Here is a 14,144-nt window from a genome sequence, read left to right as displayed (position 1 = left end):
GCAGGCGCGCATGCGCTGCAGCGCCGAGGATTTCCAGGTCGACGAAGTGCCGGCGTTCGCGCCCAGCGGCGAAGGCGAACACCTGCTGCTGACGGTGCGCAAGCGAGGCATGAACACCGCCTTCGCCGCGCGCCGCCTGGCGCAGTGGGCCGGGGTGGCGGAACTGGCGATCGGCTATGCCGGCATGAAGGACCGGCATGCGGTCACCACCCAGCGCTTTTCGGTGCATCTGCCCAAGCGCGTGGCGCCGTCCCTGGACAGCCTGCAGGACGCGGACCTGCAGGTGCTGGAGTCGCACTGGCACAACCGCAAGCTGCCGCGCGGCGCGCTGGCCGGCAACGGCTTCGTGCTGGCGCTGCGCGAGGTGCGCGGCGAGCGCGCCGCGATCGAGGCGCGGCTGGCGCAGATCGCCGCGCGCGGGATTCCCAACTGGTTCGGCGAACAGCGCTTCGGTCGCGACGGCAGCAATGTCGGCGCCGCACTGGCGATGTTCGGTGGTCGCCGGGTGCGGCGCGAGCAGCGCTCGCTGCTGCTGTCGGCGGCCCGTTCGGAATTGTTCAACCGGGTGCTGGCCGCACGCGTGGCCGCCGGCAACTGGGACAGCGCGCTGGACGGCGAAGTGTGGATGCTCGACGGCAGCCGCAGCGTGTTCGGTCCGGAGCCGTGGTCGGAGGCGCTGGCCGAGCGCCTGCAGCGATTCGACATCCATCCGTCGGCGCCGCTGTGGGGCGCCGGCGAGTTGCGCAGCGCCGAGGCGGCGCGTGCGCTGGAGCTGGCGGCACTGGACGAGGCCGTCGCGCTTCGCCTGCGCGCAGGCCTGGAGCGCGAGGGGCTGAAGCAGGAGCGGCGGGCGACCCGCCTGCGCGTGGCCGACCTGCAGTGGCGCTGGCTGGACGGGCAGGGCGACGCGCTGGAGCTGCGTTTCGCCCTGCCGCCGGGCAGCTACGCCACCGCGTTGCTGCACGAACTCGGCCAGGTCGAGGAAGCGCCGCAGGCGTCCACCGAGGCCTGAGCGTGGTCACGTCCGCCACGCCGGCCGCTGCGCCCTAGAACCGGTAGCTGCCGGTCAACAGCAGGCTGCGTCCCTCCGGCAGCGGCACGAAGGTCTCGTCGAACTCGTCGGCGTAGAGCCGCCGATCGAAGACATTGCGCATGCCCACGGTCACGCCCCAGGTCTCGGTGTGATAGGACACATTCGCGTCCACGCTGGCCTGTCCGGGAATCTTGAAATAGCCGCCGGCTAGGCAGCGGCCGAGGGTGTGATCGCGCGCGAGGATGCCGCCTGCCACCCCCCAGCCGCTCCAGCGGCTGTCCTGAAATTGGTAGCTGCTCCACAGGGTGAAGCGCGTGCGCGGCACGCCGGTGGTCGGCGTGCCGTCGCGCCGGCCGATGCGGGCCAGCGCCAGGCTGCTGCTCAGTTCCAGGCCGGGGGCGAGGGTGCCGACGAAATCCACGTCCAGCCCGCGGTTGCTCTGGCTGTCGATCGGCCTGGCGAAGTACGACGGATGCGCCAGCACCAGATCGAAACTGCGGTCGACGGTGATCTGGTAGTAGGCGGCGCTGAGCCGCGCCCGGTGGTCGAACAGATCGAACTTCGCACCGACCTCCACCTGCCGCGACAACGCGGGCGGCAGCGGCCGGCCATTCTTGCCGAGCACGGCGCTCGGCGCGAAGCCGTTCATGGTGCTGGCGTACAGCGACGCCTCGGGGGTCAGTTTGTAGACCACGCCGACATTGGGGACCCAGCGGCGCCGGCGCAACTGGCGCAGCTTGCCCCTGGCGTCGTAGCTGGAAATCTCGTACGCCGAGCGGCGCAGCGCCAGCAGCACGTCCCAGCGCTCGCCCATGCTGATCTGGTCCTGCAGCAGGATGCCGCTGCGGCTCGACCAGGGGCTGCCCGGGGAATGCCGGATGCCGCGCTGCGAACGCGGCCAGTGCACCGGACCCAGCCGCTCGTCGCCGAACACGTCGTAGCGGTTGCGGTGCATCCGGATGAAGTAATCGCTGCTGCCAAGGCGCGCGCGCGTGTAGTCCAGGCCGAGGGTCACGGTCTGTCGCAGCGGCCCGTCGCCGAAGCTGCCGATCAGGTCGTTCTGGATGGTGGAGTACGCCGTCGTATTGCGGTAGGCCTCGGCATAGGCGCGCACGATGCCGTTCGGCGACGGCGACAACATGCCCCAGTTGCGCGCGTCGACGGCCTGGGTGACGTACTGGCCGCGGCTGCGCAGTTGCCAGCGGTCGCTGAGCCGCTGATCGAACAGGTAGTAGGCGCGCTGGGTCCGGTAGGCGGTGTGGTCCTGCGGGTTGCCGAGGCGCAAGGCCCGGGGCGTCATCGCCGAGACGCGGTTGCGCAGCAGCAGCGCGTGGTCGGCGGCCGGCTCGCGGTCGGTCACGCGCTGCACGCCGAGCACCAGTCGGTTGTCCTCGCCCTGCCAGGCGATCGACGGCGCCAGGTAGGCGGCGTTGCGCGGGCCGTAGCCCTGCGCCGTGGCATCGGTATGCTGACCGGAGACAACCAGCCGGTAGCTCAGCGGCGTGGCGCCGATCGGCCCGGTCGCATCGAGCCCGGCCTGCATGTCGCCGCGTTCGCCGAGGACGTAGCTCAGTTCGCGCTGCGGCCTGCGCAGCGGTTGCTTGGTGACGACGTTGATCAGTCCGCTCATGTCGCCGCCGTTGCTGTCGCCGAGGATCGATTCCGGCCCCTTGAGCACCTCGACCCGCTCCACGCCGATCATCGGCGGATAGCCACCGAGCCCGACGAAGCTGTTCGGCATCCCATCGGTCATGCCGTTGCCGGTGTAGATGCCGCGGATCTTGAACAGCGGCGCGCGCAACGGGTTTTCGATCTGCTGCACGCTGGCCACGTTGCGCAATGCGTCGGCGACGGTGCGCACCTGTTGCGATGCCAGCAGGTGTGGGGCGACCACGTTCACCGACTGCGGCACGGCGATGGAATCGGCGGCATAACGCAGCGCGTCGCTGGCATAGGCAGGCACGTCGCCCATGGCGTGCTCGGTCAGCGCCGCGGCGTCGACCTGTTCCAGCAGCTTGGGCGGGGTGCCGGCGCGGTGCGCATCGGCGGCGTCCGCAGAGTCGACCGGCGCCGTAGCGGCGGGGGTGACCGCCACGGTATTCGCATCGAGCATGCTGTATGCAAGGCCACTGGATTGCAGCAGGCGCTGCAGCGCCGCGTCCGTGGTGAATACGCCTTGCAGCCCATCGCTGCGCAACCCGGACAGGGTCGGGCTGGCGGTGAGCACCTGCACCTTGGCCTGCTTGCCGAATGCGATCAGCGCCGTGGACAGCGCCTGCGGCGGGATCGAGAACACGATCTGGCGTGCATCGGACGGGAGGGGCGCGGCTGGAGCTTGGTTCCAGGTTACGAGCGGCAGCGCCAGACTGCCGCAGATGATCACTCGCCTCAGCCCACGCACTGCACTTCGCCCCCCAGCGGAAGCGCGAATTATGCCATGCGTGGCCTTCCCGACGCGGCGCCCGGTCCGTCCGGCCGCCGCGCGCTGCTCAGGCGAAGCTGGGCGGAAGGCGCTGCCTAACGGTGGCTCAGCACGATCTCGTCCTTGCCCTGGCGTACCCGCAACGGGAACACCTGCGGCAGGGCGTCGATCCATTGCGCGGTCGCCTGGGTGTCGACCGTACCGGTGAAGCTCAGCCGCGCCAGCTCCGGGTCGGCCAGGCGCAGCGGGCGGTCGCTGTAGCGGTTGACCCTGGCGATGACGGTATCCAGCGGCGTATCGACGAACTCCAGCCGGTGATCGCGCCAGGCAGTGGCCTGCGCCACGTCGATCTGGCTGACCTGCAGCGTGGGCCTGGCCGGATCGTAGGACACGCGTTGCCCGGCCACCGCTTCCAGTCCCCCGCTGCCGTCGGCCGGTACCTGGCCGGCGCCGTAGATGCGGACCCGGCCTTGGGTGACCGCGACCTCGACGCGGTCGCCGTCGCGGCTGACATCGAAGGCGGTGCCGACGTCCAGGATCGACACGCCGCCGGCGTCGACCACGAACGGGCGCCCGGCGTGATGCGCCACTTCGAAGAAGGCCTCGCCGGCGATCAGGTCCACGTGGCGCTGCGCGGCGCTGAAGCGGGTGCTCAGCCGCGAGGCGCCGCCGAGCGCGATCTTCGATCCGTCCGCCAGCACGATGTCGTGGTGGCGGCTGATCGCGCTGCTGTAGACCTGGGTGACCGGCGGCGGGTGCAGCTGCCGCCAGACGAGGGCGCTGCCGAGCGCCAGCACGCCGATGCAGGCGGCCACCTGCAGCGGCCGCCAGCGCGAGCGCGGTGGCGCGAAGGTGCGGACCAGTTCGTCTCGCGCCGCGGGATCGAGCGTGCGCAACTCGCCGCCGAGCGCATTGATTTGCTCGAACGCCTGCAGGTGCCGCGGGTCGGCCTCCGTCCAGTCCAGCCAGCGCGCGACGGTGTCCTCGTTGCTGTCTGGTTCGCGCAGCAGTGTCCACCAGCGCGCGGCGTCGTCGAGGATGTGCTTGTCGATGCCGCTGTCCATCACGGGATCTCCGCTTCGTCGAAGCGTTTGCGGCAATGCGCGAGCGCGTTGGCCACATGGTAGCGGACCATCCGTTCGCTCACGTTCATCGCCTTGGCGATCATGCCGAAGTCCTTGCCTTCGATCACGTGCAGCACGAAGGCGCGGCTGGTCTTGGCCGGAAGTTCCTGCAGCGCCCGGGTCAGCGCGCGCAGTTGTTCGCTGGCCGTGGCGTGCCGCTCCGGAACCGGCGGGAGCGGCAGGTCGTGCTCCGGCAGCTCCACTGCGGCGTTTTCGCGGACCTTGCGCATGCGCAGCCGGTCCACCGCCAGGTTGGAGGCGACATGGAACAGATAGGCGCGCGGCGATGTCAGCGTGTCCGGACGCTCAAGGGTCACGATGCGCATGTACGCCTCCTGGGCCACGTCCTGCGCGTCCGCCATCGAGCCGAGCTTGCACTGCAGGAAGGCGAGCAGGGCGCGGTGATGTTCCTTGAACAACGCGTCGACGTGATGCGCCTGTGCCCGCTCCGGCGACGGCGCGCCTTCGGTGTGCTCGGCCCGGCTCACGAATGCTGGTGCTCCTGCAGGGAAGCGGCCGCGGCAGTATAGCCAGGCTCACTGGCCGCCACGCGGCGCGGCGGCGCACGCGGTCGGCAGTGCGGCGGCCAGCAGGCCCTCGGCATGCGCGCGCAATGCCTCGCGGCGGCGAAACGCCGCGCGGTGCTGGCTGGGCACATCGGCCACCGTCTTGCGCGCCGGGGTCAGTGGCAACGCGAACCAGCCATCGGCAATGGGCGTACCGCCTTGTTCGATCCAGAACGCGTCGTAGTCGGACAGGAATGCCTGCCGCTTGCGCTGCAGCGGATGCGCGGCATTGCAGACGGCGCGGATCGCACGCGCGCCGATGCGCTCGGCAAAGGTGCAGGCCAGCGCCAGCATCAATTGCTTGGGCCGCAGCCCGTGCATCTGCTTGGTGAGCGTCCGCACCACGTCGCGGGCATCGCCGCCGCTGGGGCCTTGCAGGCAACCGATCAGCACGGTCGGGGAGGCGTCGTCGCCGGTCGCCGTCAGCACCAGGCGGTACAACTGGCGGCCCGCCGCGTCGCTGAGCTGCAGCCACAGTTCGCCTTCGCAGCTCATCGGCGCCGGCGGCAGCAGGGACAGCGTCAGTGCGCTGCCATCGTGCAGCGGCAGCGTCCCCAGGTCCGCCTGGCCGCGCCGGTAGATGGCGTCGAACAACCCAGCCGGCAGGCGCTCGAGCATCAGGCGATAGTGCTGCCGGAGGTGGCGCAGCCGCGCCTTGCTGTCCCAGCGGGTGTTGACGAAACGGTGCAGGTGGCGCTCGAGCAGGCGTGGATCGCGCTCGGCATAGCCGCGCATCCGCGGATCGCGGCGCAGCTCGTCGAGGAAACGCAGATGCGTGGCAGGCATGCGCAGCGCACGCAGCAGGTACTTGGTGGCCTTGATCCCGCGCTGCGCCGGGTTGCCGTGCCAGTCGGTCCGCCCCTGGAACGACGCCAGGAACAGCGGCCACCAGCGGGACGGCGCAGCTTTGCCGCTCGGCGGGGGCGACGGTGACGGCCGGGCCAGCCGGGCCGATGTCGACTCGAACGCTGCAGCGCTCGCGGAAACGTCCACCAGATCAGTGGGTTGCAGGAGGAATTCGGTGGTCGCGTCGGTCACGTTCGGCTCGCAGAGGGGCGGTACTCTCTGACAAGACGTTTCAGCGGGCGAAAATTGAAATGCGTGCGCATGCGAGATGCTCGGTTGCGTGCGCGGCCTGCCGGCCTGGCCTGACCGGGGACCTGCGCGCGCATGCCGCGGCTGCACGCGAGGTCGCGTCGCTGCGCCAAGGTTCAGCAGCGAGGGGCTTTCTCGTTCATGCAGGTCGCGGCTGAAGCCGCTCCTACGCCACCGTGACAGATCCGTCGCGCTTCCTGCTTCCGTGTGGACAACACGACCCGGTGCCGGCGATCTCGGCGGTGCGCTGTCTTCCTTAAGCCGCGCTCTGATGCCGGCAGCCGCGGCGCGGCTCAACGCCGCGCCAGCAGCACCAGCATCGCACCGGTGCCGCCTTGCGCGGTCGGCGCCGAATGGAAGGCCAGCACGTCGTTGCGCTGGCGCAGCAGGCGGTCCACCAGATTCTTCAGCAGCGGCACGCCGCCGGATTGCAGGCCCTTGCCATGGACGATCCGCACGCAGCCGAACTCGTGCGCGTGCGCTTCGGCCAGGAACTGGCGCAGCAGCGTCTCGGCCTGGGCGGCGGTGGCGCCGTGCAGGTCCAGTTCGTCCTGGGCCGAGAACTGGCCCTTGCGCAGGCGCTGGAACACCCGCGCCGGCAGATGCTCGCGGCGGTAGCTGGCCACGTCGCCGGCTTCCAGTGGTGCGCTCTGGCGGAGCAATTGCTGGAACTCGCCTTGTGCCTCGGCGTCGTCGCGTTCGGCCATGCGTGCGCGCGGCTTGGGGCGCGGCTTGGGGTTGGCCGGCGGCGTCGCATTGAGCGGGGCCACCTTGCCGATGGCCGCACGGAACAGGGCAGCGGGGTCTTCGTCGTCGGAATGCGCCATGCGCACAGCTTAGAGCGTGCTGCTTGGTTTGAGGTGAGCGCGGGTGTCGCTGGCAGCGCCTGCGCCATGGATCGCGGTCACGCTGCTTGCCATGGACAGCGCCGCTGTCGGCTGCCGCGCGAAGGCCGCCACCGCGATCGTCGGCGCGCCGTCAGCGACCTGGCCGGACGCATCCGGTATCATGCCCCGGTTTTCGAGGAGCACCATGCGCGTATTAGTGAGCAACGACGACGGCGTCGACGCCCCCGGCATCCGCATGCTGGCCGAGCAGTTGCGCGGCGCCGGCCACGAAGTGACGGTGGTCGCACCCGACCGCGACCGGTCCGGCGCCAGCAATTCGCTGACCCTGGATCTGCCGATCCGGCTCAAGCGCATCGACCATGACACCTGCAGCGTCGCCGGCACCCCGACCGACTGCGTGCATCTGGCGCTCACCGGCATGCTGGAGTTCGACCCGGACATCGTGGTCTCCGGCATCAACAATTCCGCCAATCTCGGCGACGACGTGATCTATTCCGGCACCGTCTCGGCGGCGATGGAAGGCCGCTTCCTCGGACTGCCCGCGGTGGCCGTGTCGCTGGTCACCCACAACCACGACCCCAAGCATTTCCAGACCGCCGCACGCGCCGCGGTGGAGATCGTGGCCCAGCTCAAGGCCGATCCGCTGCCGGCCGACACCATCCTCAACGTCAACGTGCCCGACCTGCCGTGGCAGGAGATCAAGGGTTTCGAGGTCACCCGGCTCGGCAACCGCCACCGCTCCGAACCGTGCCTGCCGCAGACCGACCCGCGCGGCGCCACCGTGTACTGGATCGGCCCGGCCGGGCGCGAGCAGGATGCCGGCCCCGGCACCGATTTCCATGCGGTGCGCACCGGCTTCATCTCGATCACCCCGATCCAGGTCGATCTGACCCGCTATCAGGCGTTGGAAAAGGTCGCCAGCTGGGTCGGCGGCCTCACCGCCGCGCTGGACCGCCCGGCATGACCCCGCGGTTGCGCCTGCAGCCGGAAGCGATCGGCATCGGCATGACCTCGCAGCGCGTGCGCGACCGCCTGGTCGAACGCCTGCGCGAAGCCGGCATCCGCGACGAGAGCGTGCTCAACGCGGTGCGCACAGTGCCGCGGCATCTGTTCATCGACGAGGCGCTGGCCTCGCGCGCCTACGAGGACACCGCGCTGCCGATCGGCCATGGCCAGACCATCTCGCAACCGTGGGTGGTGGCGCGCATGACCGAGACGGTGCTGGAAGCGGCGCCGAAGAAGGTGCTGGAAGTGGGCACCGGTTCCGGCTACCAGGCGGCGATCCTGGCCGCGCTGGGCCTGGAGGTGCATACCGTCGAACGCATCGGCGACCTGCTGCGGCAGGCGCGCAAGCGTTTCCGCCAGCTCGGCATGAACGTGCGCAGCAAGCACGACGACGGCCGCATCGGCTGGCCCGAGCACGGCCCCTTCGATGCCATCGTGGTCACCGCCGCGGCGCCGGCGCTGGTCGACGCGCTGGTCGAACAACTGGCTCCGGGCGGTTGCCTGGTGGCGCCGGTCGGCGGCCCGTCCGCACAATCGCTGATCCGCCTGCGCCGCGCGGCCGACGGCCAGATCGAACAAGACGTCCTGGCGCCGGTGACCTTCGTCCCGTTGCTGTCGGGCATGCTGGATTGACCTTTCGGAGCCTCGCTGGATGAAGATTTTCGGGCCGTTGTACGAACGTGCCATCGGCTGGTCGCGGCATCGCCGCGCGCCGGCGCTGCTGACCGGGCTCAGTTTCGCCGAGGCCATCGTGTTCCCGGTGCCGCCGGAAGTGATGCTGGCGCCGATGTCGCTGGCGCAGCCGCGGCGCGCGCTGTGGTTCGCCACGCTGAGCCTGCTCGGCTCCCTGGCCGGCGCGCTGATCGGCTACCTGCTCGGGCATTTCGCCTTCGCCGCGGTGCAGCCGCTGATCGAATGGCTGGGCTGGACGCAGAAGATCGACGCCCAGGTCAGCCATCTGCGCGAGGTCATCGCCGAGTCGCCGTGGCGCGCGTTCTGGCTATTGGTGCTCGCCGGTTTCACCCCGATTCCGCTGAAGATATTCACCTGGGCCTCAGGCATCGTCGGGGTGCCGCTGCTACCGTTCCTGGCGAGCATGCTGGTGGGACGCGGCAAGCGCGTGTACCTGGTGGCCGGAGCGATCCGACTCGGCGGGCCGCGCGCGGAAGCCGCGTTGCGCCGCTGGATCGAGCCGCTCGGCTGGGTCGCCTCGGCGATCCTGGCGCTGCTGGTGGTGTGGGTCATATGGAGAGCCAAGTTCGGATGAGCGTCGATCGGGTGGTGCGGAACGGCCTGCGTTGCGGCCTGGGTGTGCTGGTGGCGGTGGCGCTTGGCGCCTGCAGCAGCGCCACGGTGGTGCGCACGCCGGGCGGCGCGCCGGTGCGCGGCACCGCTGCCGCCTCGGCGCCGCGCGTGTCCGTGCCCAAGCCCGGGGTCAGCGCCACCGTGCGCCGCGGCGACACGCTGTACGCGATCGCCCGCGCCAACAACATCACCCCGCAGGACCTGGCGAGCTGGAACGGCCTGCAGCCGCCGTACACGATCTACCCGGGGCAATCGCTGCGGTTGTACCCGCCTGGCGGCACGGTCGCCGCACGGCCCGGCGCTGGCCCTGTGGTGCCGCCGCCGTCGTCTGGTGCCGGCACTGTCGCGCGGCCTCCGGTCGCGCCGGCGCCGACACCGGTCAGCAGCGGCTTCTCCTGGCGCTGGCCGGCCGATGGCGTAGTGGTCAGCCGCTTCGTCAGCGGCGAAACCACAAAGCAGGGCGTGGACATCGCCGGCAGCAACGGCGAGGCGGTGCGGGCCGCCGCCGATGGCGTGGTGGTGTATTCCGGCGCCGGCCTGGTCGGCTATGGCGAACTGATCATCGTCAAGCACAACGAACAGTGGCTGTCGGCCTACGGCCACAACCGCAAGCGCCTGGTCAACGAAGGCCAGAACGTCAAGGCCGGCCAGCAGATCGCCGAGATGGGCCACAGCGGCGCGGCGCGCGACATGCTGCACTTCGAGATCCGCTACAACGGCAAGCCGGTGGACCCACTGCTGTATCTGCCGCCGAAGTAACCGGTTGCGTCGTCGCGTGGGCGGATCCCCGGCCCGGCGCAGCGCGCCGGGCGTTCGCCATCGGCGCGGCCCAGTGGGCCGCAAGCGCCGCCGGCTCACCCGCTACAACGGCAAGCCGGTGGACCCACTGCTGTATCTGCCGCCGAAGTAACCGGTTGCGTCGTCGCGTGGGCGGATCCCCGGCCCGGCGCAGCGCGCCGGGCGTTCGCCGACGGCGCGGCCCAGTGGGCCGCAAGCGCCGCCGGCTCACCCGCTACAACGGCAAGCCGGTCGACCCGCTGCTGTATCTGCCGCCGAAGTAACGCTGGCGCGACCAATGGGTGCCGCCCTGACGCAGCGTGTCGCCGGTCTCCATCTCCGGCTTTCGTAGGAGCGGCTTCAGCCGCGACCGGGGTTCTAGGGAATGTCACAGGTCGCGGCTGAAGCCGCTCCTACGGGAGTGCATGTCTGCGGAGGGCGTGGAACGGGTCCGCAGAGACGCCTGGCTCAGCCTTCGAGCAGGAACCCGACCGCCACGCGCCGGCCTTCGGCGGCCAGCACGTTGTAGGTGCGCGCCGCGGCGGCGTTGTTCATCACTTCGACGCCGATGCCGCGGGTCAGGAACAGCGCCATCACCGCCGCGGCGGGGAACACCTGGCGTTCGCCGGTGCCGAGGATCACCAGGGCCGGGCTGAGGTCCAGCAGCGGCTGCAGATGCTGCGGCTGCAGGTCGCCGGCCAGCGGCGCCTGCCAGTCCTCGACCAGGGTGTCCGGGGCGAGGATGAAGCTGCGGGTCAGCAGCCGGTCGTTCACCTTGGCCTGGCGGCCGTCGGCCATGCGCAGGGCGTAGGCGTAGTCGGGCAGGTCCTGGGTCAGTTGCATGAGGTCACCGGGAGCGCGCTCAAGCGCGCGGCAGCACGATCTGCCGGTCTTCCTTGGCCGGGCGATACAGGATCGCGGTATGGCCGATGCGCTGCACCAGCACGCTGTGCGATTGCTCCACCAGGCTGCCGATGGCGGCGTCGCGGGCCTCGCGGTCGTCGCCGCCGACCTTCACCTTGACCAGTTCGTGGCGCTCCAGCACCTCGTCCAGTTCGGCCAGGAAGGCCGGGGTGACGCCCTTGCTGCCGATCTGCAGCAGGGGTTTGAGGTCGTGGGCCAGGCCGCGCAGGAAGCGGTTCTGGGCCGAGGTCAGGCTGATGGACATGCAGGTGGGAGCAGGGTTGGCAAGGGCGATCAGGGTATCATGGCCGCCCCTCCCGACCGTGCGTCCATGGCCACCCGCAGCAAAAGCAGCCAACGCTGGCTCCGCGAACATTTCGCCGACCCCTTCGTGAAGAAGGCCCAGGCCGAAGGCATGCGCTCGCGCGCGGCCTACAAGCTGGAGGAACTGCTGCAGCGCGACAGGCTGCTCAAGCCGGACATGGTGGTGGTCGACCTCGGCGCCGCCCCGGGCGGCTGGTCGCAGCAGGTGCGCAAGTCGATGGGCGACCGCGGCCGGGTGCTGGCCCTGGACATCCTGGAGATGCCGCCGCTGGCCGGCGTGGAGTTCCTTCACGGTGACTTCAGGGAAGACACGGTGCTATCGCAGTTCGAGGCCATGCTGGGCGACACCCCGGTAGACCTTGTGCTGTCGGATATGGCCCCCAATAAGAGCGGAATGGACGCGGTGGACCAGCCGCGGATGATGCATCTGGCGGAATTGGCGATGGCGTTCGCCGACAGCCACCTGAAGCCGAATGGCGCGTTCCTGATCAAGCTGTTCCAGGGCGTGGGGTTCGACGACTACATCCGCGACATGCGCCGCCGCTATGAGAAGGTGACCATCCGCAAGCCGGCCGCGTCGCGCAAGCGCTCGCCGGAGGTCTACGCCCTCGGACAGGGCAAGCGCGCCCAGATCAAGTAAGCTGAACGCAAGGCTGAATCCGCAATGCCACGCATCGAGACAGAGTTGAAGGGACACCGGAGCCAATGAGGATGAACGACTTGACCAAGAATCTGCTGTTGTGGGTAGTCGTCGCCGTCGTGCTGATGGTGGTGTTCAACAGCTTCTCGCCGCGGCTGGCCGGCGGTGCGGGCGTCGACACCGTGACCTACTCCCAGTTCCTCAAGGACGTCGATGCCGGGCGGGTGAAGTCGGTCGATTTCACCGACGCCACCAATCTCTCGGTCAACGCGATTCGCTTCAAGCGCGCCGACGGCAGCGAGGGCTCGGTGTACGGCCCGAGCGACGACAAGCTGATCGACGTGCTGTACAGCAAGAACGTGGACATCACCCGGCAGAAGCCCGACAACGGTCCGGGCTTCTGGTCGCTGGTGCTGAACTTCCTGCCGGTCATCCTGATCATCGGCTTCTGGCTGTTCATCATGCGCCAGATGCAGGGCGGGGGCGGCGGTGCCAAGGGCGCGATGTCCTTCGGCAAGTCGCGCGCCAAGCTGCAGGGCGAGGACCAGATCAAGATCACCTTTGGCGATGTGGCCGGCTGCGACGAGGCCAAGGAAGAGGTCGGCGAGCTGGTCGACTTCCTGCGCGACCCGACCAAGTTCACCAAGCTCGGCGGCAAGATCCCGCGCGGCGTGCTGATGGTCGGCCCGCCGGGTACCGGCAAGACCCTGCTGGCCAAGGCGATCGCCGGCGAGGCGAAGGTGCCGTTCTTCAGCATCTCCGGTTCGGACTTCGTGGAAATGTTCGTCGGCGTCGGTGCCAGCCGCGTGCGCGACATGTTCGAGCAGGCCAAGAAGCACGCGCCGTGCATCATCTTCATCGACGAAATCGATGCGGTGGGCCGTCACCGCGGCGCTGGTTTGGGCGGCGGCCACGACGAGCGCGAGCAGACCCTCAACCAGTTGCTGGTGGAGATGGACGGCTTCGAGGGCGGCGAGGGCGTGATCGTGATCGCTGCGACCAACCGTCCGGACGTGCTGGATCCGGCGCTGCTGCGCCCGGGCCGCTTCGACCGCCAGGTCGTGGTGGGCCTGCCGGACGTGCGCGGCCGTGAGCAGATCCTCAAGGTGCACATGCGCAAACTGCCGCTGGCCGACGACATCGAGCCGATGGTGATCGCGCGCGGCACGCCGGGCTTCTCCGGTGCGGACCTGGCCAACCTGTGCAACGAGGCGGCCCTGTTCGCCGCGCGCGAGTCGGTCAAGGAAGTGCGCATGGATCACTTCGACCGCGCCCGCGACAAGATCCTGATGGGCGCCGAGCGCCGCTCGATGGCGATGAGCGAGGAAGAGAAGACCAATACCGCGTATCACGAAGCCGGGCACGCCATCATCGGCCGTCTGGTGCCCGACCACGATCCGGTCTACAAGGTCACCATCATTCCGCGCGGCCGTGCCCTGGGTGTCACCCAGTTCCTGCCCGAGGGCGATCGCTACAGTTCCACCCGCGAGAGCCTGCACAGCCGCCTGGCGACCCTGTATGGCGGCCGCGTCGCCGAGGAATTGATCTTCGGTTCCGACAAGGTCACCACCGGCGCCTCCAACGACATCGAGCGTGCCACCAAGATGGCGCGGAACATGGTCACCAAGTGGGGCCTGTCCAACGAGCTGGGGCCGATCGCCTACGGCGAGGAAGAGGACGAGGTGTTCCTGGGGCGTTCGGTCACGCAGCACAAGAGCGTGTCCGACGAGACCGCGCGCAAGATCGACGACGAAGTCCGCGAGATCCTCGACAACGCCTACAACCGCGCCAAGAAGATCCTCACCGACAACATCGACAAGCTGCACACCATGTCGCACTTGCTGCTGCAGTACGAGACCATCGACGCGCCGCAGATCGACGCGATCATGGAGGGCCGCGATCCGCCGCCGCCGATGGGCTGGAACAAGTCCGGCAAGGACGGCAGCAACGACAAGGGCAATTCGCGGCCGCTGCCGCCGATCGCCGGCCCGGCCGAACAGCTGTAAGCGCGGGTCGATCGCCGAAAAGCCAGGGAGCGATCCCTGGCTTTTTTGTGGGCGGCGGCGACGCGTCTGGCGGTACCAGGCTCGTCGCCGCGGCGT

The 14,144-nt window shown here is 69.6% G+C and carries 15 protein-coding genes; 7 read left to right on the top strand and 8 right to left on the bottom strand.

From position 1 onward, the window contains the following. The first annotated feature begins 10 nt into the window (after window positions 1–10). Window positions 11–1,012, top strand: coding sequence for a tRNA pseudouridine(13) synthase TruD (gene truD, locus AC1PK7_RS12575; RefSeq protein WP_481098347.1), 1,002 nt, complete (start codon window positions 11–13; stop codon window positions 1,010–1,012). Between the two features lie 34 nt (window positions 1,013–1,046). On the opposite strand, the gene AC1PK7_RS12570 is transcribed toward truD, so the two are convergent. From AC1PK7_RS12570 to AC1PK7_RS12545, 6 genes are all read right to left on the bottom strand, one after another. After that, the gene (locus tag AC1PK7_RS12570; protein WP_481098346.1) at window positions 1,047–3,329 is read right to left on the bottom strand and encodes a TonB-dependent siderophore receptor; all 2,283 of its coding nucleotides are present in this window, start codon (window positions 3,327–3,329) and stop codon (window positions 1,047–1,049) included. A gap of 221 nt (window positions 3,330–3,550) precedes the next feature. Continuing rightward, window positions 3,551–4,519, bottom strand: coding sequence for a FecR family protein (locus AC1PK7_RS12565; protein ID WP_420010030.1), 969 nt, complete (start codon window positions 4,517–4,519; stop codon window positions 3,551–3,553). After that, window positions 4,519–5,067: an RNA polymerase sigma factor gene (locus AC1PK7_RS12560; protein WP_481098345.1), complete on the bottom strand. Its 549-nt coding sequence runs from the start codon at window positions 5,065–5,067 to the stop codon at window positions 4,519–4,521. Before AC1PK7_RS12560 ends, AC1PK7_RS12565 begins: the two co-directional genes overlap by 1 nt. Window positions 5,068–5,115: 48 nt before the next feature. Beyond that, on the bottom strand, window positions 5,116–6,183 hold the full coding sequence (locus tag AC1PK7_RS12555) for a VirK/YbjX family protein (protein ID WP_481098344.1): 1,068 nt from the start codon (window positions 6,181–6,183) through the stop codon (window positions 5,116–5,118). A 350-nt stretch (window positions 6,184–6,533) separates the two neighbouring features. Next, window positions 6,534–7,067 carry a Smr/MutS family protein gene (locus AC1PK7_RS12550; RefSeq protein ID WP_209029074.1) on the bottom strand — a complete coding sequence of 178 codons (534 nt, stop codon included), beginning with the start codon at window positions 7,065–7,067 and terminating at the stop codon, window positions 6,534–6,536. A gap of 9 nt (window positions 7,068–7,076) precedes the next feature. Continuing rightward, window positions 7,077–7,274, bottom strand: a complete 198-nt coding sequence (locus AC1PK7_RS12545; protein WP_481098343.1) for a hypothetical protein — start codon at window positions 7,272–7,274, stop codon at window positions 7,077–7,079. Here AC1PK7_RS12545 and surE point away from each other — a divergent pair. Genes surE through AC1PK7_RS12525 form a run of 4 tightly spaced genes read left to right on the top strand, consistent with a single transcriptional unit; the run spans window position 7,273 to window position 10,157 of the window. After that, the gene (surE, locus tag AC1PK7_RS12540; protein WP_010341529.1) at window positions 7,273–8,052 is read left to right on the top strand and encodes a 5'/3'-nucleotidase SurE; all 780 of its coding nucleotides are present in this window, start codon (window positions 7,273–7,275) and stop codon (window positions 8,050–8,052) included. The genes AC1PK7_RS12545 and surE overlap by 2 nt on opposite strands. Then, entirely contained in the window at window positions 8,049–8,726 is a 678-nt protein-coding gene (locus tag AC1PK7_RS12535; protein WP_010341528.1) for a protein-L-isoaspartate(D-aspartate) O-methyltransferase, read from the top strand. The genes surE and AC1PK7_RS12535 overlap by 4 nt, the downstream gene beginning before the upstream one ends. A 19-nt stretch (window positions 8,727–8,745) precedes the next feature. Further along, entirely contained in the window at window positions 8,746–9,360 is a 615-nt protein-coding gene (locus tag AC1PK7_RS12530; RefSeq protein WP_010341527.1) for a YqaA family protein, read from the top strand. Further along, a complete protein-coding gene (locus AC1PK7_RS12525) occupies window positions 9,357–10,157 on the top strand; it encodes a peptidoglycan DD-metalloendopeptidase family protein (protein WP_481098342.1) in 801 nt (266 codons plus the stop codon). Before AC1PK7_RS12530 ends, AC1PK7_RS12525 begins: the two co-directional genes overlap by 4 nt. Window positions 10,158–10,643: 486 nt before the next feature. On the opposite strand, the gene AC1PK7_RS12520 is transcribed toward AC1PK7_RS12525, so the two are convergent. After that, the gene (locus AC1PK7_RS12520; protein WP_481098341.1) at window positions 10,644–11,018 is read right to left on the bottom strand and encodes an Mth938-like domain-containing protein; all 375 of its coding nucleotides are present in this window, start codon (window positions 11,016–11,018) and stop codon (window positions 10,644–10,646) included. 19 nt (window positions 11,019–11,037) lie between these two features. Then, complete coding sequence (yhbY, locus tag AC1PK7_RS12515) at window positions 11,038–11,343, bottom strand: ribosome assembly RNA-binding protein YhbY (protein WP_010341321.1); 306 nt, start codon at window positions 11,341–11,343, stop codon at window positions 11,038–11,040. A 66-nt stretch (window positions 11,344–11,409) separates the two neighbouring features. Here yhbY and rlmE point away from each other — a divergent pair, with 66 nt between their 5' ends. Together rlmE and ftsH are read left to right on the top strand one after the other, a co-directional pair. Then, window positions 11,410–12,042, top strand: coding sequence for a 23S rRNA (uridine(2552)-2'-O)-methyltransferase RlmE (gene rlmE / locus AC1PK7_RS12510; RefSeq protein WP_010341320.1), 633 nt, complete (start codon window positions 11,410–11,412; stop codon window positions 12,040–12,042). A 71-nt stretch (window positions 12,043–12,113) separates the two neighbouring features. After that, window positions 12,114–14,048 carry an ATP-dependent zinc metalloprotease FtsH gene (gene ftsH, locus AC1PK7_RS12505; RefSeq protein ID WP_010341319.1) on the top strand — a complete coding sequence of 645 codons (1,935 nt, stop codon included), beginning with the start codon at window positions 12,114–12,116 and terminating at the stop codon, window positions 14,046–14,048. Window positions 14,049–14,144 lie beyond the last annotated feature (96 nt).

The sequence above is a fragment of the Xanthomonas sp. NCPPB 3174 genome, from assembly GCF_056725205.1.
Note: the sequence above shows the minus strand (reverse complement) of the source record. Positions and strands in the feature narration are given on the sequence as shown.

Coding starts and splice junctions, on each gene's coding strand:
- AC1PK7_RS12520 (WP_481098341.1), bottom strand. CDS start 11,018: ATGCAACTGACCCAGGACCTGCCCGACTACGCCTACGCCCTGCGCATG.
- surE (WP_010341529.1), top strand. CDS start 7,273: ATGCGCGTATTAGTGAGCAACGACGACGGCGTCGACGCCCCCGGCATC.
- AC1PK7_RS12530 (WP_010341527.1), top strand. CDS start 8,746: ATGAAGATTTTCGGGCCGTTGTACGAACGTGCCATCGGCTGGTCGCGG.
- AC1PK7_RS12525 (WP_481098342.1), top strand. CDS start 9,357: ATGAGCGTCGATCGGGTGGTGCGGAACGGCCTGCGTTGCGGCCTGGGT.
- truD (WP_481098347.1), top strand. CDS start 11: ATGCGCTGCAGCGCCGAGGATTTCCAGGTCGACGAAGTGCCGGCGTTC.
- yhbY (WP_010341321.1), bottom strand. CDS start 11,343: ATGTCCATCAGCCTGACCTCGGCCCAGAACCGCTTCCTGCGCGGCCTG.
- AC1PK7_RS12565 (WP_420010030.1), bottom strand. CDS start 4,519: ATGGACAGCGGCATCGACAAGCACATCCTCGACGACGCCGCGCGCTGG.
- rlmE (WP_010341320.1), top strand. CDS start 11,410: ATGGCCACCCGCAGCAAAAGCAGCCAACGCTGGCTCCGCGAACATTTC.
- AC1PK7_RS12535 (WP_010341528.1), top strand. CDS start 8,049: ATGACCCCGCGGTTGCGCCTGCAGCCGGAAGCGATCGGCATCGGCATG.
- AC1PK7_RS12550 (WP_209029074.1), bottom strand. CDS start 7,067: ATGGCGCATTCCGACGACGAAGACCCCGCTGCCCTGTTCCGTGCGGCC.
- AC1PK7_RS12545 (WP_481098343.1), bottom strand. CDS start 7,274: ATGGTGCTCCTCGAAAACCGGGGCATGATACCGGATGCGTCCGGCCAG.
- ftsH (WP_010341319.1), top strand. CDS start 12,114: ATGAACGACTTGACCAAGAATCTGCTGTTGTGGGTAGTCGTCGCCGTC.